A 25,641-nucleotide genomic window follows, 5' to 3' on the forward strand; every position below is an offset into this window, starting at 1 on the left:
CCTGCGGAGTCGGCGGAGGCGGGGGACGCGGCGGAGGCGGAAGCGGCGGAAGCCGGCTCCCCTGGTCGGGGGAAGCCGGCTTCCGACTGCGGTACGGGTCAGTTGTTGGGCTCGTCGGCGCTGATGTCGGCGAGCACCGACTGCGGTTCACGCTCGACGGCCAGGTCACCCATTGACACCAGGCCGATCAGCCGGCCGTCCTCGATCACCGGCAATCGCCGTACGGCGTACGTCCGCATCAGGTCGGCGGCGGCGACGGCGTCGTCGTACTGGCTCACCGTCACCACGTCCTTGCTGGTGATCTGGTTCAGCCGGGTGGTGTTCGGGTCCATGTTCTCCGCCACGCCGCGCACCGCGATGTCCCGGTCCGTGACGATGCCGACCACGTTGTCGCCGTCGGTCACCACCACGTCGCCGATCGCCGAGTCACGCATCTCCTGGGCCGCCGCGGCCAGCGTGTCGTTGCCGTCCATGGTCACCAACCGGGTCGTCATGAACTCTCCGACGGTTGTCATGGCGCCTCCCTCTCGGGTGTAGGGCAACCATGCGTCTACCCGACGGCCGCGACCAGTAACGCCGCCACCGATCGGCCCGCCACGGTCCGTCGGACCGGAGTCTGGCCGGTCCGACGAACCGGGGTGGGGCCGGCCTCAGCGCTCGGCGGCGACCAGCTCCGCGAGCTGTACGGCGTTGAGGGCGGCGCCCTTGCGCAGGTTGTCGTTGGAACAGAACAGCGCCAACCCGTGCTCGACGGTCTCGTCGGCGCGGATCCGGCCGACGAAGGTCGGGTCCTGCCCGGCGGCCTGCAACGGCGTCGGCACGTCGGTCAACGCCACCCCGGGCGCGTCGGCGAGCAGTTCGTGGGCGCGCTGCGGGCTGATCGGCCGGGCGAACCGGGCGTTGATCTGGAGCGAGTGCCCGGTGAAGACCGGTACCCGGACGCAGGTGCCGGAGACCTTCAGCTCGGGAATTTCGAGGATCTTGCGGCTCTCGTTGCGCAGCTTCTGCTCCTCGTCGGTCTCCGCCGACCCGTCGTCGACGATCGAACCGGCGAGCGGAAGCACGTTGAACGCGATCGGCCGGGCGAACGAGCGGGGGGCGGGAAACTCCACCGCGCTGCCGTCGAAGGTCAGCCCGGAGGCGCCCTCGGCGACCTTACGGACCTGCTCGTCCAGCTCGGCGACGCCGGACAACCCGGCACCGGAGACCGCCTGGTACGTCGAGACGACCAGGCTGACCAGCCCCGCCTCGGCGTGCAGCGGGCGTAGCACCGGCATCGCGGCCATCGTGGTGCAGTTGGGGTTGGCGATGATGCCCTTCGGCCGGTCGGCGGCGGCGTGCGGGTTCACCTCGGCGACGACCAGCGGCACCTGCGGATCCATCCGGAAGGCCGACGAGTTGTCGATGACCACCGGACCGGCGGCGGCGACCCGCGGCGCCAACTCCTTCGCGGTGCCCTTGCCCGCCGAGAAGAGCACGATGTCCAGCCCCGAGTAGTCGGCGCTGGCCGCGTCCTCGACGGTGACCTCCTCGCCGCGCCACGGCAGCGTACGCCCGACCGACCGCGCCGAGGCGAACAACCGCACCTGCTCCGCCGGGAACTCCCGGGCCGCCAACACCTGCCGCATGACGCCACCGACCTGGCCGGTGGCCCCCACAATGCCGATCCTCATGCCCGCGAGGCTACCCATTACGGCAGGTGGACCGGGAATGCTTTCCCACCGCCCGGGCCCGACCACGGTCGCTCGACCCCACCGCCGGCCGGAGAGCCACCCGGCGCTCGGTCGGATCCGGCGGAAGAACGACGCCGCACCGCCCTCCCCCACCGCAACATCTCAGCCGCCTCGCCCGTCCGCCGCGACCGACATCACACCCCGAATCCTCAGTAGGCTCTCCGGCAACGCGGCGGGACGTCCCCGACGAGCCGCGTCGACCCCGGCCCGGGCGTTGGAGGTGCCATGAGACCCCAGATCCGGACGATCCTCGCCGCCGGCGGCGTCGCCGTGGGCGCGGCCGGCAACCTGCTGGCGATCGGGTCGCTGCCCTGGTCCGCCTATGGCGCCTTCGAGATACGACTCGACCGGTTCCCCGGCTGGCGCTGGCATGCCGCCGCCGTCGCCGCGCTCTACCTCGCGGCGGCCTGGGTGCTGCTCGCACCGGCGGCCCGACGGCGGTTTCCGATCGTCATAAGCGCGGTGTCCGGGCTCGCCGCCGCCGGCTCCGCCATCGCCCTCGCGACCCGGTACGACGAGAGCGGCCTCTTCTTCGACCAGTTCGTTCCGGCGATCAAGCCGTTGCTCGGCACCGGCCCGGTGCTCGCCGTGCTCGCCGTGCTGGTCTGTCTCGCCTCGGTCGCCACCCGCTGGCCCCGGTCGGGCGTACGCCCGGTGCCACACCGGCCCCACCAGTCGGTGCCACACCGGCCCGACCCGTCCGTGCCGCTCCGGCCCGATGCGTCGGGCTGAGCCCGACGGGCCGGGCTGAGCCCGACGGGCCGGGCTGAGCCCGACGGGCCGGGCTGAGCCCGACGGGCCGGGCTGAGCCCGACGGCGACCGGGGCGGGCCGGAGCGGTCGGGTCAGTCCGCGTGGTCGACCAGCTCGCCGAGACCGGTGGCGGCCAACTCGTCGCGGATCACCGCGGCGTCTCCCTCCACCACCAGGGTCAGCGACTCCGGGTGCAGGTGGGCGGCGGCCGCAGCCGAGACCTGCGCGACGTCGGCGGCGAGCAGGGACTCGCGCAGTCGGGCGTGGTAGTCGTCCGGCAGATCGTGTACCACAAGCGTGGTAAGCGCCCCGGCGATCGCCTGTGGGCTCTGCAACTCGACGGAGAGCTGCCCCGCCCGCCAGGACCGGGCCACCGCCAGCTCGTCCTCGGTCACCCCACCGGCTTGGGTACGGGCGATCTCCCCGACCGACTCCACCAGGGCCGGGGCGGTGACGGCGGTCTGCACGCCGGAGCTGACCGCGAACCGGCCGAACCGGCGCGACGAGGCGAAGTCGCCACGGATGCCGTACGTGTAGCCACGTACCTCCCGGATCAGATGGTTCAGCCGGGAGGTGAAGGCACCACCGAGCACCGTGCCGGCCAGCGCGATCGGCACATGGTCCGGGTGGGCGCGGTGCGGCGCGGGATGGCCGAGGCGCAGCGTGGACTGCACCGAGCCGGGCCGGTCGACCAGGATGATCCGGCGGGTGGTGTGCAGCGGCACCTCGATCGGCACGCCCCGGTCCACCGGCCCGCCGACGGTACCGGCGAACGCCGTCGCGGCCAGCCCGTCCAGGTCGATCCGGTCCAGGTCACCGACGACCACCAGGGTTCCGGGCCGGATGAACCACTCGGAGTGGAAGACGGTGACGTCCTCCACGTCCAGCGCGGCCACCGAGTCCGGTGAGCCGTACAGCGGGCGGCCCCAGCGGTTGGCGGCACCGAACAGGTCGGCTCGGAGCACCGCGTCGGCGCGCGGACCGGGATTGGCCCAGTCCATCCGCAGCGCGGTCGCCTCGTCGTCACGGACCCGCCGGACGTCCGCCGGGTCCAGCTTCGGTGTGCGTACCGCCTCGGCGAGCAGTTCCACGGCGGCGCCCAGCCGGTCCACCGGCACCTGCACGCTGGCCTGGAAGGTGTCCCAGTCCAGCCCGGTCACCAGTTCGGTGCCGAGCGCCTCGATGGCCAGCGCGTACGCGGTGGCGTTGCGCTGGACGGTGCCCTCCTCCAGCGCCTTTGCCAGCACCCCACCGAGCCCCTCCCTGCCGACCGGCTCCCGGCCGGCCCCGGCGTCCAGCAGCAGCAACGCCACGGCGAGGTTCTGCCCGGGCAGGTGCGCGGCGACGACCTGGCCGCCCGCCACGCTGCGCCGGACCACCTGGGGGAAGCGGTACGGGCGGGCCGCGCCCGGACCGGGACGATCGGCGATGAGAGTCACGGCTGCTCCTCGGACTGGTAGGTCAGGGTCACCCGGTCGTCGGCGCCGAGCAACTCGGCGGCCACCTCGGTGATCTGCTCGGCGGTCACCGCCAGCCAGGCCGGCAGGCGCTCGGCCACGGTGGCCGGGTCACCGAACTGGGTGGCGTACCGGCCGAGCGCGTCCGCCCGACCGTCCACCGTGGACATCTGCCGCCACCAGGCGGTGGTCAGCAGCGCCTTCGCCCGGTCCAGCTCGGCGGCGGTCACCGGCACCGTGGCCAGCTCGTCGACCACCTCGGCCAGCCCAGCGGCCAGCCGCTGCCCGCTCACCCCGGGCCGCGCGGTGGCGGTGGCGATCAGCGGCGCCGGCCCGTGCGCCAGGTCCACCCCGTACGCCCCGACCAGATCCGGCTGGGCGATCCGCTCACCGTCGGCGAGCCGCTGGTAGAGCCGGCTGCCCCGGCCGCTGCCGAGCACGGTGGCGAGCACGGTCACCACGTCGTAACCCGGGCTGCCGTACGGGTGGGTCCGGTGCGCGACGTACACCCGGGGCGCCGGCACGTCGGTGATCACCATCTCCTGGACCGGCACGCCACCGGCCGGTACGACCCGGCCGTCGGGCGCGGGCGGGATCTCCGACCGGGCCGGGATGGCGCCGAAGTACTTCTCGGCAAGCGCGACGACCTCATCGGTGTCGGTGTCGCCGACAACGGTGAGCACCGCGTTGTTCGGCGCGTAGTAGGTCTGGTGGAACGCCTGGAAGGTGGCCAGATCGGCGGCGTTCAGGTCGGCCATGGAGCCGATGGTGGCGTGATGGTACGGGTGGCCCGGCGGATAGAGCAGGGGCAGCAACCGCAACCAGGCGTCGCCGTACGGCACGTTCTCGTAGCGCTGGCGACGTTCGTTCTTGACCACGTCCCGCTGGTTATCCAGCGTCTCCTGGGTCAGCGCCGGCACCAGCCCGCCCATCCGGTCGGCCTCCAGCCAGAGCGCCAATTCGAGGTGCTCGGCCGGGACCGTCTCGAAGTAGTTGGTGCGATCCGGGTTGGTGGTCGCGTTCAACGACCCGCCCGCCCCCTGCACCAGCTTCATGTGCTCGGTCTTCGCGACATGTTTCGAACCCTCGAACATCAGGTGCTCGAAGAGGTGCGCGAAGCCGGTCTGTCCGGTCGGCTCGTGCCGCGAGCCGACGTCGTACCAGAGGTTGACCGCGACCGCCGGGGCGGTGCGATCCTCGCTGACCACCACGCGCAGGCCATTTTCCAGTCGGGTCGTCGAGATGGGCCAGGGGTAACCACTGTCGGGCATGGCACCGACGCTATCCGATCTCACGCCCGGTCAGGTTCCGAGACATCCACCGGCGAGCCGGCGGTTCCGGGACACCGACACCGCCCGGCACTCGACCCGCCGAGCAGTTGGCCGGCGGCCCGGGCGGCCCAGGCAGGTCCTCACTGGTCACCTCCGCCGCCGGGCCGTGGCGGCCGTTCGGGCAGGTCAGCCTCGGCGACCAGCTCGACGCCCGGGAGGACGCCGTGCTGGCCTTCGAGCCGGTGGGCAACCTGCCGGAGGAACTGCGCCTGGCCGGACCGCTGCGCTGGCTGCGGCAGCACTCCTACCGGGGCTCCCGCCGGGGACGCGGGGCCCGGGCTCAGTCCGGCGGTTCGATGGGGGTCACGGTCTGATCCGAGGTGCGCCGCTCCAGCACGGTGTCCGGGGCGGCGTTCCGGTCGGCCTCCCGGATGTCGGACTCGGCGAGGATCGCCTCGGCCTGTGCGTGCGCGTCGTCGCTGCCGGCGGCGGCCTCCTCGGGTAGCAGGTGGGCACGGGACTCCACCCGCTCCTGGTCGCTCCGTTCATCACTCATGCCGCTTCTCATACCCCACCCCACCCGCCGGCACGCGGGAAAGGAAGGGCCCCTTGTTAACGCCTGGCGTAGTAAAGGGGCCCCCTCTTATCACTTTCAGCAGCGCCGGCCGTCCACCCCAGCGGACCGGGCCGCGTACCTCAGCGGAACGGGCCGTGTACTTCAGCGGACCGGGCCGCGTACCTCGTAGGTGATCCCGCCCGACGACGAGCCGGAGGTACCGCGCTGCGAGAAGAAATAGAAGCGCGTGCCGTCCGGGGAGAAGGCCGGCCCGCAGATCTCTGCGGAGGACTGGCCGGTGATCCGCAGGAACGGCGCCACCACCTCGTCAGGCGTGATGACACAGATCTCCATGTCGCCGCCGTCCTCCGCGACGTAGAGATCGCCGGAGCGGGCACCGGTGATGTTGTCCACCCCGGTCAGCGGCGCGGCGCCGGAGACCAGCGAGTCGTCGTACGCCAGGTCGATGCGCTGGTTGACCGCGTCGTACGCCCAGACCCGGTTGTCGCCCTTCGTGGTCAACCAGCAGGTGCCGTCGGCGTACCAGCAGCCCTCACCACCGTTGAAGTGCTTGACGCCGGAGACCTGGCTGCGGGTCTGCGTGCTCGCCGCCGCCGGGTCGGGCACCCCTGCCCAGGTGGCCGGGCCGCTAGTGGCGGTACCGGCGACCAGCACCTCCAGCGTTCCGGCGGAGAGGTTTCCCCAGGTCGCCGGCCGGAACCGGTAGAAGCAGGCGTTGGTCTCGTCCTCGGTCAGGTAGATCACCCGGCGGTCCGGGTCGCAGGCGGCGGCCTCTGGGCAGGACCGGGCTGCGCGGGAGCAGGCTGGCGCGGGATCGGGCTGCGCGGGATCGGGCTGCGCGGGAGCGGCCACGGCGGCACCGGCCACAGGCTGCCGGAGAAGGCGGCGGCGCCACCGGCGACGGTGGCACGCAGCGCAGCAGGGTACGACGATCCATCGGGACCTCCCTCGATGACGTTCACTGGCGCTGGCTACCCGCGACCCTCATCGACGGGAATGAACGCCGGACGAGGCGCTGCCGACAAGGGGGTGGTGGCTCGGCCACGGTCGGGTACGCTTACCGCCGTGACGCGGTCGTATCGATGGTTTAGGCAGCCGGCTCGCAAGCCGGTGACCTCACCATGATCTGACGTCACCGTTTTCGAGCCGGCCGGGCAGGAGCTTTCGTTCCTGCCCTTTCGCGTACGAGCAGCCGGCTCGACCCGGGCACCGGCCCCGGGGACGGTCGGCGGAAGGATGCCCACCGTGACGACCCCGGACAACCACCGGGTCATCGACCAGCGGATCGACCGTGTCGTGCCGCTGACCACCCCGGCGTTGCTGCACCACGAGTTGCCCCTGGACGACGACCTGACCTCGGCCGTGTTGGCTGGTCGACGCGCCGTCGGTCGGGTGCTCGACCGACAGGACGACCGGCTGCTGGTGGTGGTCGGCCCCTGCTCGGTCCACGACCCGGCCGCGGCCCTGGACTACGCCCACCGGCTACGCGAGGCGGCCGAGCGGGTCGCCGACGACCTGCTTGTGGTGATGCGGGTCTACTTCGAGAAGCCGCGCTCCACGGTGGGCTGGAAGGGCCTGATCAACGATCCCGCGCTGGACGGCTCCGGTGACGTCAACACCGGGCTGCGCAAGGCCCGGGCACTGCTGCTCGACGTGCTGCGTCTTGGCCTGCCGGTGGGTTGCGAGTTCCTCGACCCGATCACCCCGCAGTACATCGCGGACACCGTGGCCTGGGGAGCGATCGGGGCGCGTACCGTCGAGAGCCAGGTGCACCGCCAGCTCGCCTCCGGCCTGTCCATGCCGATCGGCATGAAGAACCGCCCCGACGGCAGCATCGCCACGGCGGTGGACGCGATCCGCGCGGCCGGCGTACCGCACGTCTTCCCCGGCATCGACGTCTCAGGCACGCCGGCGATCATGCACACCCGGGGCAACGCCGACGGTCACCTGGTGTTGCGCGGCGGTGGCGGGCGGCCGAACTACGACGCGGCCTCGGTGGCGGGCGCGCTGGACCTGCTGCGCGCGGCGGGCCTGCCGGAGCGGCTGGTGATCGACGCCAGCCACGCCAACAGCGGCAAGGACCACCGCAACCAGCCCACGGTGGCCGCCGACGTGGCGGGTCAGATCGCCGCCGGGCAGCGCGGCATCGTCGGCATCATGCTGGAGAGCTTCCTCGAAGCGGGCCGCCAGGATCTGGACCCCACCCGCGAGCTGACCTACGGCCAGTCGGTCACCGACGCCTGCATCGGCTGGGACACCACCGACGAGGTGCTGACCCACCTCGCCACCGCCGTCCGCACCCGCCGAACCACCCCCACCCACCCAACGCCCACCCCAACGCCCAGGCCCACCCCCACCCCCGCCTAACCCCCACCCCCTCCCCACCCCCCTCTCCGCGCCCCCTGTCCGCGCCCCCTCTCTGCCCCCTCTCTGCCCCCTTCTCTCCGCGCCGATCATGAAGTTATTGCTCCCGGCAAGCGCTTTCCGTGGCAATAACTTCATGATCAACGGGGTGGGAGACGGGGTGGGAGACGGGGGTGGGGGTGGCGTTTGGGGGGTGGGGGTGCGGGTAGCTGACGGGGGTGACCGACGACGTACCCGTGACCGGGGCACCCACGGCACCTGCGGCACCGACGACCGAGGCACGGCTGCCGGAGGCCATCCTGGCCGACGTGCCGGTGGTCGACACCGCCGCGATCGATCCGCCCACCACCGAGCTGCCCGGTACGGCGGCCGCCGTACCCGACGAGGTGCAGGCCGAGGAGGTGGACACCCGACCGCTCGACGAACTGCTCGACGATCTCTACCACGGTCAGGAGCGGATCAGCCAGGTCGACATCTACCGCCGGGCGGTCGCCGCGGAGCTACCGGCACAACTGCTCTCCCGGCTGAACGCGCTCCCCCAGGGCGAGTACGCGGTGGACGAGCTGGCCGATCTGCTGGGTGGCTCGACGAGCTGATCCGCCGCCGCGCGGCAGGTGCGCCGGTCAGCCACGAAGAGGACCGGCGACAAGGAGAGGAGCGGAATGTCGCATCCTGAGGAAGAGCACCACGAGCGGGTCACCGCGCTCGGCCAGCCCCCGGAGGGTACGGACACCCTGCCCGAGGCGGACTTCGCCAACGAACACGAACGTACCGCCGTCGACCGGGACATCATCACCGGAGCAGACGAGGACGAACGCGAGCCGGAGTCTCCGCGTGGCTGGTCCGGAATGCAGCGCTAGAAAGCCACGGCTGGTCCGGAATGCAGCGCTAGAAAACCAACCGTATGCCGCTGGCCGGAGGAATCCCCGGCCGGCGGCATACGCAATGCTTGTCAGTCCTTGTGGCCTTCCGCGCTCTGCTGGGCCGTCGCGTACGCCATCTGAAGGAAGTCTGACGCGGCCACCGCGGTCAGCGCGGTGGCCACCAGGCGGGTCAGTCTCGGTGCCAGCACCAGGCCGCCGGTGAAGCCGGTGGCCACCCAGACCGCCAGGCAGAACGGGCAACTGAGCAGTTCACCGATGGCGTGCCGGGTGGCGCTGCCCGAGTCGCGGACCTGCTCCATCACCTCGCCGCTGCCGATCGGCCGGTCGTAGCGGGTGAAGGGCGCGCGCAGCGGGCTGGTCACCGCGTCCTTGGAGAGCAGCCGGCTGAGCTTGTGAGTGGCGATGGAGAGCAGCACCACGTCGGACGTGGCGGGCCGCTCCGGCACGCTCCGGCCGGTCGCCTTGACCAGAGCGGCGATGGCACCGGCCACCCCGGCGTAGGTGCCCATCGCCACCAGGTAACCGCCGAGCGGGCGGTGCTCGTGCGGGGCGTACGCCTGGCGCAGCCGTGTCACCTTCTGCTTGAGTTCGCTCACCCGGCCTCCTTCGGGTCAGATCAACGGTCGACCGCCCCTGGGGACGGGACGGGGTTGGGCCGGATCAGCCGGCCTGCAGGTTGTCGGCCACCACACGGGCGAGGTTGGTGAGGGCCTCCTCTGCCAGCCCGCCGGTCTCCTGGTCGCCGCCGGCGAGATCGAGCCGGAGCCGGGCACCCCCGGCATCGACCGGCTCCACCGTCAGCTCGGCCGACCATGCCGTGCTCGGCGCCTCCCAGCGGGCCCACAACTGCCTGGCGTCGCCGTCGCGGGACGCCGACAGCAGCGGCTCGGGCAGCCAGGCGGAGACCCGGTCCGGGTCGGTCGCCGTGTGGTAGACGACCTCGGGTGGGGCGGAGACGCCCCGCTCCGCGTACGCCATCACGCGTCCCGCAGCCGGCTCGGATCGACCTCCCGGCCGGGGTGCCGGGCCAGGTACTCGGTCTCCAGATCGGCGGTACGCCGCAGGTGGTTGGCGAGCGCCGAGTCGGTCGCGTGGCGCAGCGTGTCCAGCCGGGTGCGGTGCAGGCTCTGCATCTCGCGGATGAGATCGTCGTCGGCCAGTTCGGCCGGGTCGATGCCGGGCAGGTCCGCATCGAGTGCCGGCGTCGCGACCCGGTCATCGCCCCACTCGGGGATCCGCTGCTCGGGGCTCACCTCCGTGCCACCGGCGGGAAATCCGTCCTGCTGTCCCGAAGCGGTCATCTCGTGCCCCCTCGTGCGTCATGGGCTGGCGTCTGTACGGATGCCCACGCCGGCTGCGGCCAAACCATCGCCGCCACTACGACACCGCGTCGGAGAGCAGCGCCGCTCCCGGTACCCTCGTGGCATGAAGCGGCTCTGGACCCCGGCGTGGATCGCCCGCCACGTGGCCATGGTCGTGCTGGTGACGTCCTTCCTCGGGCTGGGCTGGTGGCAGGTCAGCCGGGCCGCCGCTGGAAACGCCATCAGCTGGGGCTACGCGGTGGAGTGGCCGATCTTCGCGGGATTCGTGGTGTTCGTCTGGTGGCGTGAGGTCCGGCACGCGCTGCGCGGCGCGCCGTCGACCGACGGGTCCACCCCGGCTGGCGCTCGTCCCACGGCCGACGCCGCTCCGGCGGCCACCGCCGATCCCAGCGCAGAGCAGGACGGTACGGTCCGAACCCGGCCCGCGATCCGCCGGCCGGTACGCGTCACCCGGGCCGCCGTCGACGACGGCGGGGAGGACGCCGACCTGGCTGCCTACAACCGCTACCTGTCATGGTTGAACGCCAATCCGGGCGCGAAGCCCGGCGACTACCCCGGCTGAGCCGGCCCGGAAGGACGGACGAGAAAGTGCGTGCTGCCCTCACCCGCTACCGAGTGATCGCCTGGATCGTCGGTGTGGTGCTGATCCTGCTGGTCGTGATCGGCATGCCGTTGAAGTACGGCTTCGACGAGCCGATCGTGGTGGAGACCGTGGGCCAGGCGCACGGCTTCCTCTACATGGTCTACCTGGTCGCCGCGTTCGATCTGTCCCGGCGGGCCAACTGGCCGCTGAAGCGCATGGTCCTGGTGATGCTGGCCGGCACCGTGCCGTTCCTCTCGTTCTGGGCCGAGCGCCGGGTGAGCGCCCTGGTCCTGACCGAGCAGCGGGAACGCGAGCAGGCCCCGGAGCCGGTGGCCGGCTGATCACGCCGACGGACCGACCGGTGTCCGGGCCACTTGCCTGGCGGTACCGGTCAGGGTTCCGGCTCGGTCAACGCTGCGGTCGCCATGGGCGCCCGGTGGTGAGCGGGTCGTCCCAGCCGCCGTAGCTGTGCGTCTCCCGCGCCCGCCGCACCGCCCGGGTCACTTGGCCGAACTGCTGCTCGTTGTCGCTGCTGAAGAGCAGTTCCTCCGCGTCCCCACGCCGGCCCCACAGCTCGTAGGCCGGCGGACGCCACCGGTCGCCGGCTGCGGCGAGTAGGACCGGCACCAGGAAAACGGCACCGAGCAGGAGGTACGCCCCGGCGGTGAGCCGTTGCAGTCCACCGGTGAAGCCGAGCACCAGGCCGGCGCCGACGATCACCGCTGCGGAGATCAGTACGGCCCGGGTCGCCACCCGGTCGTGTGGCCCCCGGGTGGTGTGCAGGTGGGTCAGCTCGGCGATCCGCCAACTGGTGCTGCCGACGGTGAACCGGTCGGCCGTGACGATGATCCCGGGTCGGGCGTAGAACAGCGCCGCCTCCCGGCCAGCGGCACGACGCGGTGCGCCGGTGCTGGTGCGTGGTGCGCCGGTGGTGGTACGCGCCGAGCGCAGCGGTCGGGTGGTCGTACCGTCAGGATTCACGGCCCCTCCCTTCACGGCTGGTGAGGCCGGGCCGGCCCCCGCCTGCCCATCGATAGCAGGCTGGCGGGAATTGCGACCGTGCGATTCATTGTGTGCCGCGTTCGCCAGCTGCGCCGGGCCGTTTCCGGTGGTCATCGGCGCTTCTCGTGGGTCAGGCCGGGGGGATCACGGACACCAAGTCCGGCTTGTCGGTTATGACGGTCAGCCACCCGGCGTCATACGCCGAGAGCGACCATCCGAACATTTCCCCCACACGACACTATCCGGTCGTAAGCGAATGAGTTTCGTCTCAGGGTCACCACCGGTCCCGCCTTTCCCTGCGGATGACACCTGCCCCGTACTACCTTGGGCGGGTCGGCCCGGTCGGCCGCCGTCCATCCGGACGGCACCGGGTCGGTGCCGTCCGCAGCGCCTCAGCAGCCCGCGACGGCCTGGGAGAGGAGCAACCCGCTCTTGTCGCCCCTGATACGCACGCTGCGTGCCCTGACGGTCGCCGCCTTCACGCTGGCCCTGCTGGCGCCCGCCACGGTGGCCCGGGCCGAGCCTTCGCCCGCCGAGCTGACCCGGCGGATCGAGAAGTCCTCCGCCGAGTTGGAACGGGTGGTGGAGGCCCACAACGAGCTACGCGAGAAGATCAAGGAGAACCAGGCCGCCGTGCGCCGGCTGCAGGAGCAGGTCGGCCCGCTGGAACAGCAGGCCGCGCAGAGCCGGGCGGACGTGAGCGAGATGGCCGCCACCGCGTACAAGACCGGCAACCTGAGCGCCATGAACGCACTGATGCACGCCGACGACCCGGCGTCAGTGCTCGACCGGCTCGGCACGCTTGACCACCTGACCCGGCAGCGCCAGGCCAGCATCGCTGGCTACACCGCCGACCAGCAGCGGCTGCTCGACCAGAAGACCCGGCTCGACGTGACGCTCAGCCAGCAGGCGGCGCGCTCCAAGGAACTGAGCACCACGAAGCAGCGGATCGAACGTGACCTGGCCAAGCTCTACGAGCTGCGGCGGCAGGCGTACGGCCGGGCCACCGAGCGCCCGGCCAGCCGCTCGAACAGCGCCGATGACGCACCCGCCGTCTCCGGCAAGGCGGGTGCCGCCGTCCGGTACGCCTACGGTGCGCTGGGCAAGCCGTACGCCTGGGGTCAGGACGGGCCGAACGGCTACGACTGCTCCGGGCTGACCTCGGCCGCCTGGCGGGCTGCGGGCAAGCAGCTGCCGCACAACACGAAGATGCAGTGGGGCGTGGTGTCGCACATCAGCCGCAGCCAGCTACGCCCCGGTGACCTCGTCTTCTATCGCAGTCTCGGGCACGTGGCGATCTACGTCGGCGGTGGGCAGGTCATCCACGCGCCGACCTTCGGCCGCAACGTGGAGAAGCGGAGCGTGGACCTGTTGCCCCCGTACGGCTACGGCCGGGTCCGCTGAGGTGATGCCGCGAACGGCCGGCGTCCCCCTATCGGACGCCGGCCGTTCGTCGTCATTACTACCAGGTCAGGCCGCCTGTAGGCCCTCCGCGCGAGCCAACTCCCGGAGCCGGCCCAGCGCCTGGATCTCCAGCTGCCGGATCCGCTCCCGGGACAGCGAGAACCGCGAAGCCACCTCGGTCAGCGAGTGCTCCCGACCGTCCTCGAGGCCGTAGCGGGCCCGCATGATGCCGGCGGAGCGGTCGTCGAGGTGGTTGAGCAGACCCTCGATCCGCTGCCGCTCCAGGCCGGTGAGCACGATCTCCTCCGGCGACGGCGCGTCGCTGTCGGCGACCAGGTCACCGAGGTTGGTGTCGCCGTCGTCGCCGACCGGCGTGTCCAGCGACACGGTGTCCTGCGACCAGCGGACCAGCTCGTTGACCCGCTCGACGGTGACCCCGAGGGCCGCCGCGATCTGCTCCGGCTCCGGGTCGCTGCCCAGCTCGCGGGTGAGCTGACGGGCCACGTTCCGCATCCGGTTGACGTCCTCCACCAGGTGCACCGGCAGCCGCACGGTGCGCTCCTGCTGGGCGATGGCCCGGCTGATCGCCTGTCGGATCCACCAGGTCGCGTAGGTGGAGAACTTGTAGCCACGCTCGTAGTCGAACTTCTCCACCGCCCGGACCAGACCGGTGTTGCCCTCCTGGATCAGGTCCAGCATGGGCATGCCCGAGCGGACGTAGCGCCGGGCGATCGACACGACCAGCCGCAGGTTGGCCCGGATGAACAGGTCCTTGGCCCGCTCACCCTCGGCCACCAGCCAGCCCAGTTCCTCCCGGGTGGCGCTGGCGGGCACGCGGTCCTCGCTGAGCAGGTGCTCGGCGTAGAGGCCCGCCTCGATGGCCTTGGAGAGATCGACCTCCTTGGCGGCATCCAGCAGTGGCGTCCGGGAGATCTCGTGCAGGTAGACTCCGACGAGGTCCCGCTCCTCGGCGACCTCATCAGTTCGCAATCCGATGTTCTTGTCCACGTTGCCCACGGTCCCCTCGCTCGCGCCGGTTGCCCGGTTCCTTGCCGTCTCCACGCTCATCAGCCCTCCCCCGTAACCTCCGCTGTGCCCACCGGTGCTGACACCTACACAACAGATGAGACGTGTCGGGGATTCCATGTCATGGGTCGAAAGTGTCACGAATGCCTGATAATCAGCTGAGAGCACGGTCCATGTTTGCTGTCAGCACCCTGCCCGCCACTGGCTGACAGGCACCCCCGTGAGGTCGACGGATCGACGTATCGCCGACCGTCCCGGTCCATGGCAACACTGCCTGGCCACGGGCACAGCGACCCGGGTCACCGCAGTGCTGCGATCCTGGTCACTGCCAGATACGCGTACGCGGACCGGTTGGTTCATCCACGCCGGTGGTATTACCCCACGCCCTGATGAACAATCGGTGGCCCGGTCCTATGCCCGCTTTCGAGCAGAATGCTGAGCTGGCACCCGTACCCGGGCTCCGGGCCGACCGGACGCCGCGACTAGCGTGGGCCCATGGCGGATCGCAGTGTGCTGGTCACCGGGGGCACGGGCGGGCTCGGCACGGCGGTCACCGCCGTGTTCGTCGCAGCGGGTTGGCGGGTGGTCGCACCGCAGCGCCGACCGCCCGGCCCGACGCCGGACCCGGGTGCCAACGCGCCGGTCCGGCTGGTCGCGGATCTCACCGAGGCGACCGACGTGGCGCGGGTCGCCGAGGTGGCCGCCGGTGACCCGGCGGCGCCGCTGCGTGCCGTGGTCAACCTGGTCGGCGGGTACGCCAGCACCGGTCTGGTGCACGAGACGCCGGTCGAGGAGTTCGACCGGATGCTCACCCTCAACCTGCGTCCCACCCATCTGGTCACCCGGGCGGCGCTGCCGCACCTGGTCGCCGCCGGTGGCGGCGCGGTGGTCTGCGTAGCGGCCCGCGCTGCGCTCAGTCCCTTCCCGGGCGTCGCCGGCTACGTGACCGCGAAGGCCGCGGTGCTCGCCTTCGCCTCCGCCGTGGCAGTGGAGTACAAGGCGGCCGGAGTGCGCTGCAACACCGTGCTGCCGAGCGTCATCGACACCCCGGGCAACCGGGCCGCGATGCCCGACGCCGACCACTCACGCTGGGTCGACCCGGCCGAGATCGCGTCGGTGATCCGCTTCCTGGCCTCGGACGAGTCCGCGCCGACCAGCGGCGCCGCCGTGCCGGTCTACGGCCGGGCCTGACCCGGGCCCGGGCGGCGGCGTGGGGTCGACCGAAAAGGCTCAGAGCACGCAGGTCCAGGGCCCGGCCTGGGCCAGGATCAGGCCGGGTAGCGGGGAGGCGAGCCGGATGTCGCCCGGATCCGGGCTGCGGCCGGCTGGACCGTCACCGGCGGCCAGCCAGCCGGTCAGGTGTCCCTCGATCTCCCGGGCCACCTCCGGCGCCGGCCGCCCCGCGTCCACCACCACGAACGTGGGGTACTCGGGCAGGGTGCGGTAGGCGAGGTCGGCGGCCGTGAGGTACCCGAGGCTCTCGTGGTCGGTGCCGCGCCGCTCGATCCGGCGGTACGCCTCGGCTGGATCGACCGCGAGCAGGAATGTCACCTGTGGGGGCGGGAAGAGGCGGTACATGGCCCGGATCAGCCGCTCCCAACCCTGCCCGCCGTGCGCTCGGAGGCTGGCGTACTGGCAGGCGGCGTAGCGGTCCATCACCGCCACCCGGCCGGTCAGCAGGCCGCCGAGCAGGGCGATCGCGATGGCCAGCCAACGCAGCAGGGACTCCAGCGCGAGCAGGCCACCCCGGCCGAGCAACGCCTGGGCGTCGGGGCGGCCCAGCCGGTGCGCGACTCGACCCAACCAGCGTCGCCCACCGGCGTTGCGGTGGTAGGTGGCGGGATGCCCGGCTGCGGTGAGCGTCGCGGCCAGTTGGTACGCCTGCGTGGTCTTGCCCGATCCGTCGATGCCGATCAGCGCCACCGTACGGAGTCGGGGCCGGCGGCCTTCAGCGGCTGCCCGGGCCAGCCACACCGGTCGCCTGACTCTTAGTGATCTGGCCACTCTCGACAGGTTATCCGACCCGCGCCCGCCCCCTGTGTGGTTGATCCCGGTTCCGTACCCTTCGCGCCCTTCCGCAAGCCGCACAGGTGTGGACAACCGGAATGCCGGGTACCGATCCGCCATCCACCCGGTGCCGAGTCGACGGGAGAGGCGAGATGGCCGAGCGCGAAGACGAGACTCTCCTGCACACCCTGAAGAAGGTCGCCGCCGTGTTCAAGCAGGCCGACATCCCGTTCGCGCTCGGCGGCAGTTTCGCCGTCTACGCCCACGGCGGCCACTCCAGCGAGCACGACGTCGACTTCCTGATCCGGGAGCCGGACGTGGAAGCCGCGCTGGAGGCGCTGGTGGCGGCCGGTTTCACCGCCGAGCGACCGCCGGAGGACTGGCTGGTCAAGGTCTACGACGGCGGCCGGATGGTGGACCTGATCCACCGGCCGATCGAGACGCCGGTGACCGAGGAGACCTTCACCGACACGGTGATCCGCCCGGTCGACGCCATCCACATGCCGGTGCTGTCGGCTACCCAACTGATGGTGCACAAGCTGCTCAGCTTCTCCCAGCACTACTGCGACTTCGCGCGGGGGCTGCCGCTGGCCCGGTCGCTGCGGGAGCAGATCGACTGGGAACGGGTACGCAAGGAGACGCAGCACTCGCCGTACGCGGAGGCGTTCCTGGTGCTGCTGGACAGGCTGGACGTCGTGCCGCAACCGGGCACGGCCGACGGGAGGGGATTACCGTGACCACCCAGCACAACCTCGGACCCGGGCCACCCGACGAGTACGTCGAGGCGGAGATCCATCGGCTGCTCACCGAGGATCCGGCCGTCGCCGAACAGGGAATCACCGTGGTCCGCACGGAGCGCGCCCTCGTGCTGTACGGCGAGGTGGAGAGCGCACACCGGCGGGACGAGATCCTGCGTCGGGTCTCCGAACGTTTTCCCGACGTGCCGATCACCAGCGACATCGGAGTGATCCGCAAGCAGGCGCCCACGGAGATCGAGCAACTGCCCTGAGGGAGGTTCGATGGTTATCCGGATCGCCGCCGTGGGCGACGTGCATCTGGACGAGGACGTGGTCGGCCGGTTCCGGCCGGCCCTGGAGGAGCTGCCCGGCAACGCCGACGTGCTGCTGCTCGCCGGCGACCTGACCCGGCACGGCACCGAGGCCGAGGCACGGTGCGTGGCGCAGGAGTTCGGCGGGCTGGGCGTACCGGTGATCGCCGTGCTGGGCAACCACGACCACCAGTGTGACCAGGTGCCGCAGGTGATCGGGGCGCTGGAGGAGGCCGGCATCACGGTGCTGGAGGGCAACGGCGTGGTGCTGGACTGCCCCGGCGGCCGGCTCGGGGTGGCCGGGGTCAAGGGCTTCGGCGGCGGCTTCGCCGGGCGCTGCGCCAGCGACTTCGGCGAGCCGGAGATGAAGGCGTTCGTCCGCACCACGACCGAGAGCGCCGACCGGCTGGGCGAGGCGTTGCGCTCGCTGGACTGCGACCTGCTGGTGGCGCTGACCCACTACTCCCCCGTGCCGGACACCCTCGCCGGTGAGCCGTTGGAGATCTACCCGTTCCTGGGCTGCTACCAGTTGGGCCAGGCGATCGACTCCGCGCCGACCGCGCTGGCCCTGCACGGGCACGCACATCACGGCTCGGAGCGGGGCACCACGCCCGGTGGCGTCCGGGTGCGAAACGTCGCGCACCCGGTGATCAAGCAGGCGTACAGCATCTTCCACCTGGGTGATCACCTTGATCAGCCACAGGTTTCCGGGATCGGGGCGGGGGGTATTCAGCAACCATGGAGCTGATTCTCTGGATTCTCGCAGTCGTACTGGTGGTTGCCGGCATCCTCGCGCTGTTCCGCCGGCAGATTCTCTGGGGCATCGTCCTCATCGTGGTCGGGCTGTTGGTCGGCCCGGGTGGGGTCAGCATCTTCAGTTGATGCGGCGGCGCAGGGCGCCGCGGCAAACCGGACCCGCCGGGGTCGTCGCGACCGGAACTCCGTCCTCCCGACAGGAGCCACCGGACGCGGCGACCTCGGCGTGTTTGTCGTCTGGCGCCGGCTGGTCGATCGCCGCCCGGCCGCGTCGGGACGCCGCCGCGTCAGGCGCGGGACACCCGGTTCGGCGGGCAGGTTTGCCGTCCCCGCCGGTGGAGAACCTGAGCCTATGCGGACGACTGCGGAGCACACCCGGCAGCCCACCGGTACGGCCCGACGGTGGTGGGCACTTGCCGGATTCGCGGCTGCGGTTCTCGCCGCCGCCGCCGTCGGCAACCTGGCCGCCACGGGCTCCTCGGCCGAGTACGCAAGCATCGAGCAGCCCGCCTGGGCGCCGCCGTCCTGGCTCTTCGGGCCGGTCTGGACCATCCTCTACGTGACGATCGCGCTGGCCGGCTGGCTGGCCTGGCGCCGGGTGGGATTCGGCCCGGCGCTGGTCGCCTGGGTGGTCCAACTCGTCCTCAACGCCGCCTGGACCCCGCTCTTCTTCGCTGCCGGTCGCTACGGGCTGGCCTTCGCCGAGATCGTCCTGCTCTGGCTGGCAATCGGCGCGACCGTCCTGTTGTTCTGGCGGGCCAGCCGCCCGGCGGCGGTGCTGATGCTGCCCTACTGGGCCTGGGTCACCTTCGCCGCCGCGCTCAACTTCGCCGTCTGGCGGTTGAACAGCTGAGTTGCGGCCCGCTCCGCTGCCCTTCCGGTCGCCGTCCCGGCCTTGATTGATGCATCGACGCCCCTTGTCGGAGGCGTCGTCCAGTGCATCGACGAAACCTTTTCGCGCTGGTGGGAGCGCACCCAGCCGCTCCTGAGCAGGTTTCTGGATTGTTACTCGGTCGTGTCCGTCCAGGGCTGGACCGCATCCGATGCAAGCGCTTACATGTGAAAACGCCCATCGGACCGGCGCCAGGTCACTGGAAGCGACCCTCGGCCAGCGCCGGATAGGAAGGAGGACGGCATGGCGTTTCACGCCAGGCCCCGCCAAGCCCTCGCGATCGCCGGCGCGATCGGGCTGGCACTCAGCGCTGCCGCCTGCGGCACCGGAAGCAGCGACAACAACAGCGGCAACAACAACGCCGGTTCCGCAGAGTGCGCGCCATACGAGAAGTACCAGGGTCACGACGGCAAGAAGGTCAGCATCTACTCGTCGATCCGGGACATCGAGGCCGACCGCCTCGACGAGTCCTGGAAGCAGTTCGAGGAGTGCACCGGGATCGACATCAACCACGAAGGCAGTGGCGAGTTCGAGGCCCAGCTGCCCGTACGCGCCGACGGCGGCAACGCCCCGGACATCGCCTTCATCCCGCAGCCGGGCCTGATCCAGCGGTTCGCCGAGCGCGGCCAGCTGAAGCCGGCCAGCGCAGACACCAAGGCGATGGCCGAGGAGAACTACCCGGCCGACTGGCTGAAGTACAGCACCGTCGACGGCACCTTCTACGGCGCACCGCTCGGGTCGAACGTGAAGTCGTTCGTCTGGTACTCGCCGAAGATGTTCCAGGAGAACAACTGGACCGTCCCGACCACCTGGGACGAGCTGATCAAGCTCAGCGACACCATCGCGGACAGCGGCACCAAGCCGTGGTGCGCCGGCATCGAGTCCGGCGAGGCCACCGGCTGGCCGGCCACCGACTGGATCGAAGACCTGATGCTGCGCACGCAGACTCCCGAGGTCTACGACCAGTGGACGACGCACGAGATCCCGTTCAACGACCCTCGGGTCGCCGAGGCGCTGGACCGCGCCGGCACCATCCTGAAGAACGAGAAGTACGTGAACGGCGGCTTCGGCGGGGTTCGCAGCATCGCGACCACCGCCTTCCAGGAGGCCGGCGTGCCGATCACGCAGGGCAAGTGCGCGCTGCACCGGCAGGCCTCGTTCTACGCCAACCAGTGGCCGTCGGGCACCAAGGTGGCGGAGGACGGTGACGTCTTCGCCTTCTACTTCCCGGCCATCGACCCGGCCAAGGGCAAGCCGGTGCTGGGCGGCGGCGAGTTCGTGGCGGCGTTCAACGACCGCCCCGAGGTTCAGGCGGTGCAGACGTACCTCGCCTCCGGTGAGTACGCCAACAGCCGCGCGAAGATCGGCGACTGGGTGTCGGCGAACAACAAGCTCGACCTGGCCAACGTCGCCAACCCGATCGACAAGCTCTCGGTGGAGATCCTCCAGGACGACAGCTCGGTCTTCCGCTTCGACGGTTCCGACCTGATGCCCGCGGCCGTCGGCCAGGGCACCTTCTGGAAGGGCATGGTCGAGTGGATCAACGGCAAGGACACCGCCACCGTGCTTCAGGGCATCGAGGGCAGCTGGAAGTGAGTCCAGTGGTGGGCCGGTCCGCGAGCGCGGGCCGGCCCACCGGCTCCATCCCCTGGGAGGGTTGATGAACTTCGACTTCGCCGACCAGGCCCCGAAATTCATGATGCTGCTGTGGGGGCTAATCGGCTTCGCGGTGGTGGTCGGCGGCCTGCTCGTTCTGCTCGACGCGGTACCGGCGTTCTTCGCCCGGCGCCGCGAGGCGCAACTCGTCGCGGCGTCCGCCAGCGGTGCTCCGCTGCCCGCGCGGACCAAGCCCCGGGAGGGACTCTTCGCGCTCTTCTTCCTGCTGCCGACGGTGCTGCTGCTCCTGATCGGCCTGGTCGTCCCGGCGATCCGGACCATCCTGCTGTCGTTCATGGACGGCAGCAGCCAGAACTTCGTCGGCCTGGACAACTACCGGTGGATGTTCGCCGAGGACGCGATCGAGCGGGTGCTGCTCAACACGCTGGTCTGGGTGATCCTGGTCCCGCTGGTGGCCACCACCATGGGCCTGCTCTACGCCGTGCTCGTCGACAAGGCCCGGCTGGAGGTGGTGGCGAAGTCACTGATCTTCATGCCGATGGCGATCTCGTTCGTCGGCGCCGCCATCATCTGGCGGTTCGTCTACGCCTACCGGGGCGAGGACCAGGAGCAGATCGGTCTGCTCAACCAGATCGTGGTCAGCCTCGGCGGCGAACCCCGGCAGTGGCTGCTCGACTCGCCACTGAACACCCTGCTGCTCATCGTGATCATGGTGTGGATCCAGGCCGGTTTCGCGATGGTGGTGCTCTCCGCGGCGATCAAGGCCATCCCGGCCGATATCGTCGAGGCGGCCCGCCTCGACGGCGTCACCCCGTGGCAGATGTTCTGGCAGATCACCCTGCCCAGCATCCGACCCGCGCTGATCGTGGTGGTGGTCACCATCTCGATCGCCACGCTGAAGGTCTTCGACATCGTCCGCACCACGACCAACGGCAACTACGACACCAGCGTGATCGCGAACGAGATGTACAACCAGGCGTTCCGCTACGGCCAGAACGGGCAGGGTTCCGCGCTTGCGGTCTTCCTCTTCGTCCTGGTGATCCCCATCGTGATCTTCCAGATCCGGAACCTGCGTCAGCAGCGACGGGAGAGCTGAGATGACCACCACCACTCCCCCGGCCACCATCGGCACGCAGGACACCAACAAGCGGTCCACCCGGGCCGCGCGGGTACGCGGACGGCTGAACAGTCGCATCGCCACAGTGGCCGCCATCGTGATCGCGGTCGTCTGGACCATCCCGACCTTCGGCCTGCTCGTCTCCTCGTTCCGACCCGAGGAGCAGATCAAGACCACCGGTTGGTGGAACTTTTTCAGCGACCCGCAGTTCACCCTGGAGAACTACCAGGACGTGCTGTTCGGGCAGTCCGCCTCGTCCGGGCAGCTCGCCGGCTACTTCATCAACTCGATCGTGATCACCGTGCCGTCGGTGCTCTTCCCGATCGCGTTCGCGTCCCTGGCCGCGTACGCGCTGGCCTGGATGAACTTCCGGGGCCGCGACTGGGTCTACATCGGCATCTTCGCGCTCCAGATCGTGCCGTTGCAGATGGCCCTGGTGCCGCTGCTGAGCTTCTTCTCGCGTGGAGTCAGCCTTGGCGGCGTCACCCTGATGCCCGCCTGGAACCTCGACGGCGCGCAGAACTTCGCCCAGGTGTGGTTCGCGCACACCTGCTTCGCCCTGCCGTTCGCCGTGTTCCTGCTGCACAACTTCATGTCGCAGCTACCCAGGGACCTGATGGAGGCGGCGCGGGTCGACGGGGCCAGCCACCCCAAGATCTTCCGCACCATCGTGCTGCCCCTGGTCGCGCCGGCCCTGGCCGCGCTCGGCATCTTCCAGTTCCTCTGGGTCTGGAACGACCTGCTGGTCGCGCTCATCTTCGCCGGTGGCAGCGACGTCACCGCGCCACTCACCGTGCGCCTGGCCGAACTGGCCGGCACCCGGGGCAACGAGTGGCAACGGTTGACCGCCGGAGCGTTCGTCTCGATCGTCGTACCGCTGATCGTGTTCCTGTCGTTGCAGCGCTACTTCGTTCGTGGGCTGCTCGCCGGCAGCGTCAAGGGCTGATCCGTCGTGGTGCCGCCGCCGAGGCGGCGGCACCACGACGACATGAGCGGGGTTAGCGTGACGAGGATCGACGACGTCGCCCGGCTGGCCGGAGTCTCCACGGCCACCGTCTCCCGGGCGCTACGCGGACTGCCGACGGTCTCGGCGGCCACCCGCCGTCGGGTGCTGGCAGCCGCCGAACAGTTGCAGTACGCCGTGTCGCCGAGCGCGTCCCGGCTGGCCGGCGGCCGGACCGGTAGCGTCGCCGTGGTGGTCCCCCGGATCACCCGATGGTTCTTCGGTGTCGTCGTCGAGTCCGTCGAGGACTTCCTCCACGAAGCCGGCTACGACCTGCTGCTGCACAACCTCGGCGGGCGGGAGCAGAACCGGCAGCGGGTGCTGCGCACCGCCGCCCTGCACAAGCGGGTGGACGCGATCATGCTGGTCGCCACCCCGCTGCGCGCGGCCGAGGTGAGCGCCCTGACCGCGCTCGACCTGCCCGGAGTCACCATCAGCTCCGGCACCCAGATGCCCGGCTGGCCCTGCGTACGCATCGACGACGTGGCCGCGGCGCGGACCGCCACCCGGCACCTGCTCGACCTGGGCCACCGGCGGATCGCGCACATCTCCGGTGACCCCGACGACGAACTGGCCTTCACCGCGCACCTGGACCGGCGGCGCGGCTATCAGGAGGCGTTGCGCGCGGCCGGGCTGCGGCCGGACCCGGGTCTCGACGTGGAGTCCAGCTTCGACATCGTCGGCGGCACCCGGGCCACCGAGGAACTGCTGCGCCGCGGCGACCCGCCGACGGCCATCTTCGCCGCCTGTGACGAGATGGCGATGGGCGCGCTTACCGCGCTGCGCGACGCCGGTCTGCGGGTACCGGAGGACGTCAGCGTGATCGGGATCGACGACCACGCCCTCTCCGGCGTGCTCGGCCTGAGCACCATCGCGCAGCCGGCGGAGGAGCAGGGCCGGCTCGCCGCGAAGATGCTGCTGGACCCGCTCGCCCGGCGGACCGGCGAGACCGGCAAGACCGGCAAGACCGGCATGATCACTACGGCTACGCCGGTGATCCTGCCCACTCGGCTTGTCGTGCGTGAATCGACCGCGCCCCCGCGGGCACACTGAACCCCAACCAGCAAGCGCCTGCTCGACCACGGGAGTACGCCCTGAACGACATCGCGACGCACCAGGAGCAGACCGCCCTCGCCACCGGCTGGTGGACCGAGGCGGTGATCTACCAGATCTACCCACGCTCATTCGCCGACTCCGGCGGCGACGGCATCGGTGACCTGCCGGGCATCACCTCCCGGCTCGACCACCTGGCGGAGCTGGGAGTCGACGCGATCTGGCTCTCCCCGTTCTACCCGTCACCACAGGCCGACGCCGGCTACGACGTGGCCGACTACCGGGACGTCGAACCGCTGTTCGGCACCCTCGCCGACGCCGACAAGCTGATCGCCGAGGCCCGGGCCCGTGGCCTGCGGATCATCGTCGACCTGGTGCCCAACCACACCTCCAGCGCCCACCGGTGGTTCCAGGCCGCGCTGGCCGCCGAGCCGGGCAGCGCCGAGCGACAGCGCTACATCTTCCGCGACGGCCGGGGGCCGGCGGGTGCCGAGCCGCCCAACGACTGGCAGAGCGTCTTCGGCGGGCCCGCCTGGACCCAGGTCGCCGACGGACAGTGGTACCTGCACCTCTTCGACCCCGCGCAGCCCGACCTGAACTGGGACAACCCCGAGGTGCGGACGGAGTTCCTGGACGTGCTGCGGTTCTGGTTGGACCGGGGCGTGGACGGCTTCCGGGTCGACGTGGCGCACGGTCTGGTCAAGCAGGCCGACCTGGCCGACTGGAAGGAGCCGCAGGAGATCCTCTCCGGGCAGGAGGTGGACAAGCCGCGCCCGCCGATGTGGGACCAGGACGGCGTACACGAGATCTACCGGGAGTGGCGGCGGCTGCTGGACGGCTACCCCGGCGGGCGGATCCTGGTGGCCGAGGCCTGGGTGGAACCGGCCGAGCGGCTGGCCCGGTACGTCCGCCCGGACGAGATGCACCAGGCGTTCAACTTCGAGTACCTGCTCGCCTCATGGACGGCCCCGGCCCAGTACGCGGTGATCACCCGGTCGCTGGAGGCCACCGACGCGGTCGGCGCCCCCACCACCTGGGTGCTGTCCAACCATGACGTGGTGCGGCACGCCTCCCGGTTGGGGCTGCCGATCGGCACCGCCCGCCCCAACGGCATCGGCGTCGGCGACGAGCAGCCGGACCCGGCGACCGGCCTGCGCCGTGCCCGGGCGGCCACCCTGCTGATGCTCGCCCTACCCGGCTCGGCCTACCTCTACCAGGGTGAGGAACTCGGTCTGCCGGAGCACACCACCCTGCCCGACGAGGCCCGCCAGGACCCCACCTGGGAGCGCAGCGGCCACACCCAGCGGGGCCGGGACGGCTGCCGGGTGCCGATCCCGTGGGAGGCCGACGCCCCGTCGTACGGCTTCGGGCCGACCGACGCCAGCTGGCTGCCGCAGCCACCCATCTGGGCCGAGTACGCGCTGGACCGCCAGCGCGGAGTGCCCGGCTCGACGTACGAGATGTACCGGACGGCGCTGCGTCTGCGGCGCGAGCACGGGCTGGGTCGGGGCACCCTGGAATGGCTCGCCTCCGGCGACGAGGTGCTGTCGTTCCGCAACGGCAACCTGGTCGTACTTACCAACTTCGGCCCGACCGCCGTCCCGGCCCCCGCCGGCGAGCTGCTGCACAGCAGCGGCCCGCTCGACGAGTCCGGCCACGTCCCCACCGACGTCACCGTCTGGGTCGAGGTGTAAGGAAGGGCCCCCTTTTAACGCCTCAGGTATAGGAAGGGCCCCCTATTAACAACGCGCCCGGGTTCGACGTCGTGTCGTG

At 71.0% G+C, this 25,641-nt stretch carries 30 protein-coding genes and 1 pseudogene; 19 read left to right on the forward strand and 12 right to left on the reverse strand.

Annotation, left to right across the window (positions count from 1 at the left end):
* Window positions 1–98: 98 nt before the first annotated feature.
* Together AC507J_RS20225 and AC507J_RS20230 are read right to left on the reverse strand one after the other, a co-directional pair.
* Window positions 99–515, reverse strand: a complete 417-nt coding sequence (locus AC507J_RS20225; RefSeq protein ID WP_496290723.1) for a CBS domain-containing protein — start codon at window positions 513–515, stop codon at window positions 99–101.
* 135 nt (window positions 516–650) lie between these two features.
* Entirely contained in the window at window positions 651–1,673 is a 1,023-nt protein-coding gene (locus AC507J_RS20230) for an aspartate-semialdehyde dehydrogenase (protein WP_496290724.1), read from the reverse strand.
* A gap of 285 nt (window positions 1,674–1,958) precedes the next feature.
* Here AC507J_RS20230 and AC507J_RS20235 point away from each other — a divergent pair, with 285 nt between their 5' ends.
* The gene (locus AC507J_RS20235) at window positions 1,959–2,465 is read left to right on the forward strand and encodes a hypothetical protein (RefSeq protein ID WP_496290725.1); all 507 of its coding nucleotides are present in this window, start codon (window positions 1,959–1,961) and stop codon (window positions 2,463–2,465) included.
* A 112-nt stretch (window positions 2,466–2,577) separates the two neighbouring features.
* Here AC507J_RS20235 and AC507J_RS20240 read toward each other — a convergent pair whose 3' ends face one another.
* Window positions 2,578–3,924, reverse strand: a complete 1,347-nt coding sequence (locus tag AC507J_RS20240; RefSeq protein ID WP_496290726.1) for a M16 family metallopeptidase — start codon at window positions 3,922–3,924, stop codon at window positions 2,578–2,580.
* On the reverse strand, window positions 3,921–5,213 hold the full coding sequence (locus AC507J_RS20245; RefSeq protein WP_496290727.1) for a M16 family metallopeptidase: 1,293 nt from the start codon (window positions 5,211–5,213) through the stop codon (window positions 3,921–3,923). The genes AC507J_RS20240 and AC507J_RS20245 overlap by 4 nt, the downstream gene beginning before the upstream one ends.
* Before the next feature lie 107 nt (window positions 5,214–5,320).
* Between AC507J_RS20245 and AC507J_RS20250 the strand changes: the two genes are divergently transcribed.
* Window positions 5,321–5,587: a hypothetical protein gene (locus tag AC507J_RS20250; RefSeq protein WP_496290728.1), complete on the forward strand. Its 267-nt coding sequence runs from the start codon at window positions 5,321–5,323 to the stop codon at window positions 5,585–5,587.
* Here AC507J_RS20250 and AC507J_RS20255 read toward each other — a convergent pair.
* Window positions 5,554–5,769 carry a hypothetical protein gene (locus AC507J_RS20255; protein ID WP_496290729.1) on the reverse strand — a complete coding sequence of 72 codons (216 nt, stop codon included), beginning with the start codon at window positions 5,767–5,769 and terminating at the stop codon, window positions 5,554–5,556. The genes AC507J_RS20250 and AC507J_RS20255 overlap by 34 nt on opposite strands.
* A 162-nt stretch (window positions 5,770–5,931) precedes the next feature.
* Window positions 5,932–6,564 (reverse strand): annotated as a pseudogene (locus AC507J_RS20260) (alkaline phosphatase PhoX); the annotation flags it as partial.
* A 462-nt stretch (window positions 6,565–7,026) separates the two neighbouring features.
* Here AC507J_RS20260 and AC507J_RS20265 point away from each other — a divergent pair.
* From AC507J_RS20265 to AC507J_RS20275, 3 genes are all read left to right on the forward strand, one after another.
* On the forward strand, window positions 7,027–8,157 hold the full coding sequence (locus AC507J_RS20265; protein WP_496290730.1) for a 3-deoxy-7-phosphoheptulonate synthase: 1,131 nt from the start codon (window positions 7,027–7,029) through the stop codon (window positions 8,155–8,157).
* Window positions 8,158–8,486: 329 nt separating this feature from the next.
* Window positions 8,487–8,750 carry a hypothetical protein gene (locus AC507J_RS20270; protein WP_496290759.1) on the forward strand — a complete coding sequence of 88 codons (264 nt, stop codon included), beginning with the start codon at window positions 8,487–8,489 and terminating at the stop codon, window positions 8,748–8,750.
* Between the two features lie 66 nt (window positions 8,751–8,816).
* On the forward strand, window positions 8,817–9,014 hold the full coding sequence (locus tag AC507J_RS20275) for a hypothetical protein (RefSeq protein WP_496290731.1): 198 nt from the start codon (window positions 8,817–8,819) through the stop codon (window positions 9,012–9,014).
* A gap of 92 nt (window positions 9,015–9,106) precedes the next feature.
* Here the strand turns inward: AC507J_RS20275 and AC507J_RS20280 are convergent, their stop codons facing one another.
* The 3 genes from AC507J_RS20280 to AC507J_RS20290 form a co-directional block, all read right to left on the reverse strand.
* Window positions 9,107–9,634, reverse strand: a complete 528-nt coding sequence (locus tag AC507J_RS20280) for a DUF1360 domain-containing protein (RefSeq protein WP_496290732.1) — start codon at window positions 9,632–9,634, stop codon at window positions 9,107–9,109.
* 64 nt (window positions 9,635–9,698) lie between these two features.
* Complete coding sequence (locus tag AC507J_RS20285; RefSeq protein WP_496290733.1) at window positions 9,699–10,016, reverse strand: hypothetical protein; 318 nt, start codon at window positions 10,014–10,016, stop codon at window positions 9,699–9,701.
* Window positions 10,016–10,339 (reverse strand): DUF6158 family protein, encoded by a 324-nt coding sequence (locus AC507J_RS20290; RefSeq protein WP_496290734.1) that lies wholly within the window; start codon window positions 10,337–10,339, stop codon window positions 10,016–10,018. Before AC507J_RS20290 ends, AC507J_RS20285 begins: the two co-directional genes overlap by 1 nt.
* Window positions 10,340–10,463: 124 nt before the next feature.
* Between AC507J_RS20290 and AC507J_RS20295 the strand changes: the two genes are divergently transcribed.
* Window positions 10,464–10,922, forward strand: coding sequence for a hypothetical protein (locus AC507J_RS20295; RefSeq protein WP_496290735.1), 459 nt, complete (start codon window positions 10,464–10,466; stop codon window positions 10,920–10,922).
* A gap of 26 nt (window positions 10,923–10,948) precedes the next feature.
* On the forward strand, window positions 10,949–11,284 hold the full coding sequence (locus tag AC507J_RS20300; protein ID WP_496290736.1) for a DUF3817 domain-containing protein: 336 nt from the start codon (window positions 10,949–10,951) through the stop codon (window positions 11,282–11,284).
* A gap of 67 nt (window positions 11,285–11,351) precedes the next feature.
* On the opposite strand, the gene AC507J_RS20305 is transcribed toward AC507J_RS20300, so the two are convergent.
* Window positions 11,352–11,924, reverse strand: a complete 573-nt coding sequence (locus AC507J_RS20305; RefSeq protein WP_496290737.1) for a DUF6232 family protein — start codon at window positions 11,922–11,924, stop codon at window positions 11,352–11,354.
* Between the two features lie 453 nt (window positions 11,925–12,377).
* Here AC507J_RS20305 and AC507J_RS20310 point away from each other — a divergent pair, with 453 nt between their 5' ends.
* The gene (locus AC507J_RS20310; protein WP_496290738.1) at window positions 12,378–13,349 is read left to right on the forward strand and encodes a C40 family peptidase; all 972 of its coding nucleotides are present in this window, start codon (window positions 12,378–12,380) and stop codon (window positions 13,347–13,349) included.
* A 66-nt stretch (window positions 13,350–13,415) separates the two neighbouring features.
* Here the strand turns inward: AC507J_RS20310 and AC507J_RS20315 are convergent, their stop codons facing one another.
* On the reverse strand, window positions 13,416–14,417 hold the full coding sequence (locus AC507J_RS20315) for a sigma-70 family RNA polymerase sigma factor (protein ID WP_496290739.1): 1,002 nt from the start codon (window positions 14,415–14,417) through the stop codon (window positions 13,416–13,418).
* A gap of 453 nt (window positions 14,418–14,870) precedes the next feature.
* On the opposite strand from AC507J_RS20315, the gene AC507J_RS20320 reads away from it, so the two are divergent.
* The gene (locus AC507J_RS20320) at window positions 14,871–15,566 is read left to right on the forward strand and encodes an SDR family NAD(P)-dependent oxidoreductase (protein ID WP_496290740.1); all 696 of its coding nucleotides are present in this window, start codon (window positions 14,871–14,873) and stop codon (window positions 15,564–15,566) included.
* A 39-nt stretch (window positions 15,567–15,605) separates the two neighbouring features.
* On the opposite strand, the gene AC507J_RS20325 is transcribed toward AC507J_RS20320, so the two are convergent.
* Window positions 15,606–16,379: a dTMP kinase gene (locus tag AC507J_RS20325; RefSeq protein ID WP_496290741.1), complete on the reverse strand. Its 774-nt coding sequence runs from the start codon at window positions 16,377–16,379 to the stop codon at window positions 15,606–15,608.
* Between the two features lie 101 nt (window positions 16,380–16,480).
* On the opposite strand from AC507J_RS20325, the gene AC507J_RS20330 reads away from it, so the two are divergent.
* From AC507J_RS20330 to AC507J_RS20375, 10 genes are all read left to right on the forward strand, one after another.
* Window positions 16,481–17,119 carry a nucleotidyltransferase family protein gene (locus AC507J_RS20330; protein WP_496290742.1) on the forward strand — a complete coding sequence of 213 codons (639 nt, stop codon included), beginning with the start codon at window positions 16,481–16,483 and terminating at the stop codon, window positions 17,117–17,119.
* Complete coding sequence (locus tag AC507J_RS20335; protein ID WP_496290743.1) at window positions 17,116–17,391, forward strand: hypothetical protein; 276 nt, start codon at window positions 17,116–17,118, stop codon at window positions 17,389–17,391. Before AC507J_RS20330 ends, AC507J_RS20335 begins: the two co-directional genes overlap by 4 nt.
* Window positions 17,392–17,401: 10 nt before the next feature.
* On the forward strand, window positions 17,402–18,178 hold the full coding sequence (locus AC507J_RS20340; protein WP_496290744.1) for a metallophosphoesterase family protein: 777 nt from the start codon (window positions 17,402–17,404) through the stop codon (window positions 18,176–18,178).
* Window positions 18,169–18,312 carry a GPGG-motif small membrane protein gene (locus AC507J_RS20345; RefSeq protein ID WP_018786997.1) on the forward strand — a complete coding sequence of 48 codons (144 nt, stop codon included), beginning with the start codon at window positions 18,169–18,171 and terminating at the stop codon, window positions 18,310–18,312. Before AC507J_RS20340 ends, AC507J_RS20345 begins: the two co-directional genes overlap by 10 nt.
* Before the next feature lie 226 nt (window positions 18,313–18,538).
* The gene (locus AC507J_RS20350; RefSeq protein ID WP_496290745.1) at window positions 18,539–19,039 is read left to right on the forward strand and encodes a TspO/MBR family protein; all 501 of its coding nucleotides are present in this window, start codon (window positions 18,539–18,541) and stop codon (window positions 19,037–19,039) included.
* A 282-nt stretch (window positions 19,040–19,321) separates the two neighbouring features.
* On the forward strand, window positions 19,322–20,674 hold the full coding sequence (locus AC507J_RS20355; protein ID WP_496290746.1) for an ABC transporter substrate-binding protein: 1,353 nt from the start codon (window positions 19,322–19,324) through the stop codon (window positions 20,672–20,674).
* Window positions 20,675–20,738: 64 nt separating this feature from the next.
* Window positions 20,739–21,791 (forward strand): carbohydrate ABC transporter permease, encoded by a 1,053-nt coding sequence (locus tag AC507J_RS20360; RefSeq protein WP_496290747.1) that lies wholly within the window; start codon window positions 20,739–20,741, stop codon window positions 21,789–21,791.
* 1 nt (window position 21,792) lies between these two features.
* Complete coding sequence (locus AC507J_RS20365; protein WP_496290748.1) at window positions 21,793–22,758, forward strand: carbohydrate ABC transporter permease; 966 nt, start codon at window positions 21,793–21,795, stop codon at window positions 22,756–22,758.
* A gap of 57 nt (window positions 22,759–22,815) precedes the next feature.
* On the forward strand, window positions 22,816–23,868 hold the full coding sequence (locus tag AC507J_RS20370; protein WP_496290760.1) for a LacI family DNA-binding transcriptional regulator: 1,053 nt from the start codon (window positions 22,816–22,818) through the stop codon (window positions 23,866–23,868).
* A 41-nt stretch (window positions 23,869–23,909) separates the two neighbouring features.
* Window positions 23,910–25,562, forward strand: a complete 1,653-nt coding sequence (locus AC507J_RS20375) for a glycoside hydrolase family 13 protein (protein ID WP_496290761.1) — start codon at window positions 23,910–23,912, stop codon at window positions 25,560–25,562.
* Window positions 25,563–25,641 lie beyond the last annotated feature (79 nt).

The sequence above is a fragment of the Micromonospora sp. PRAS1 genome (genome assembly GCF_059553435.1).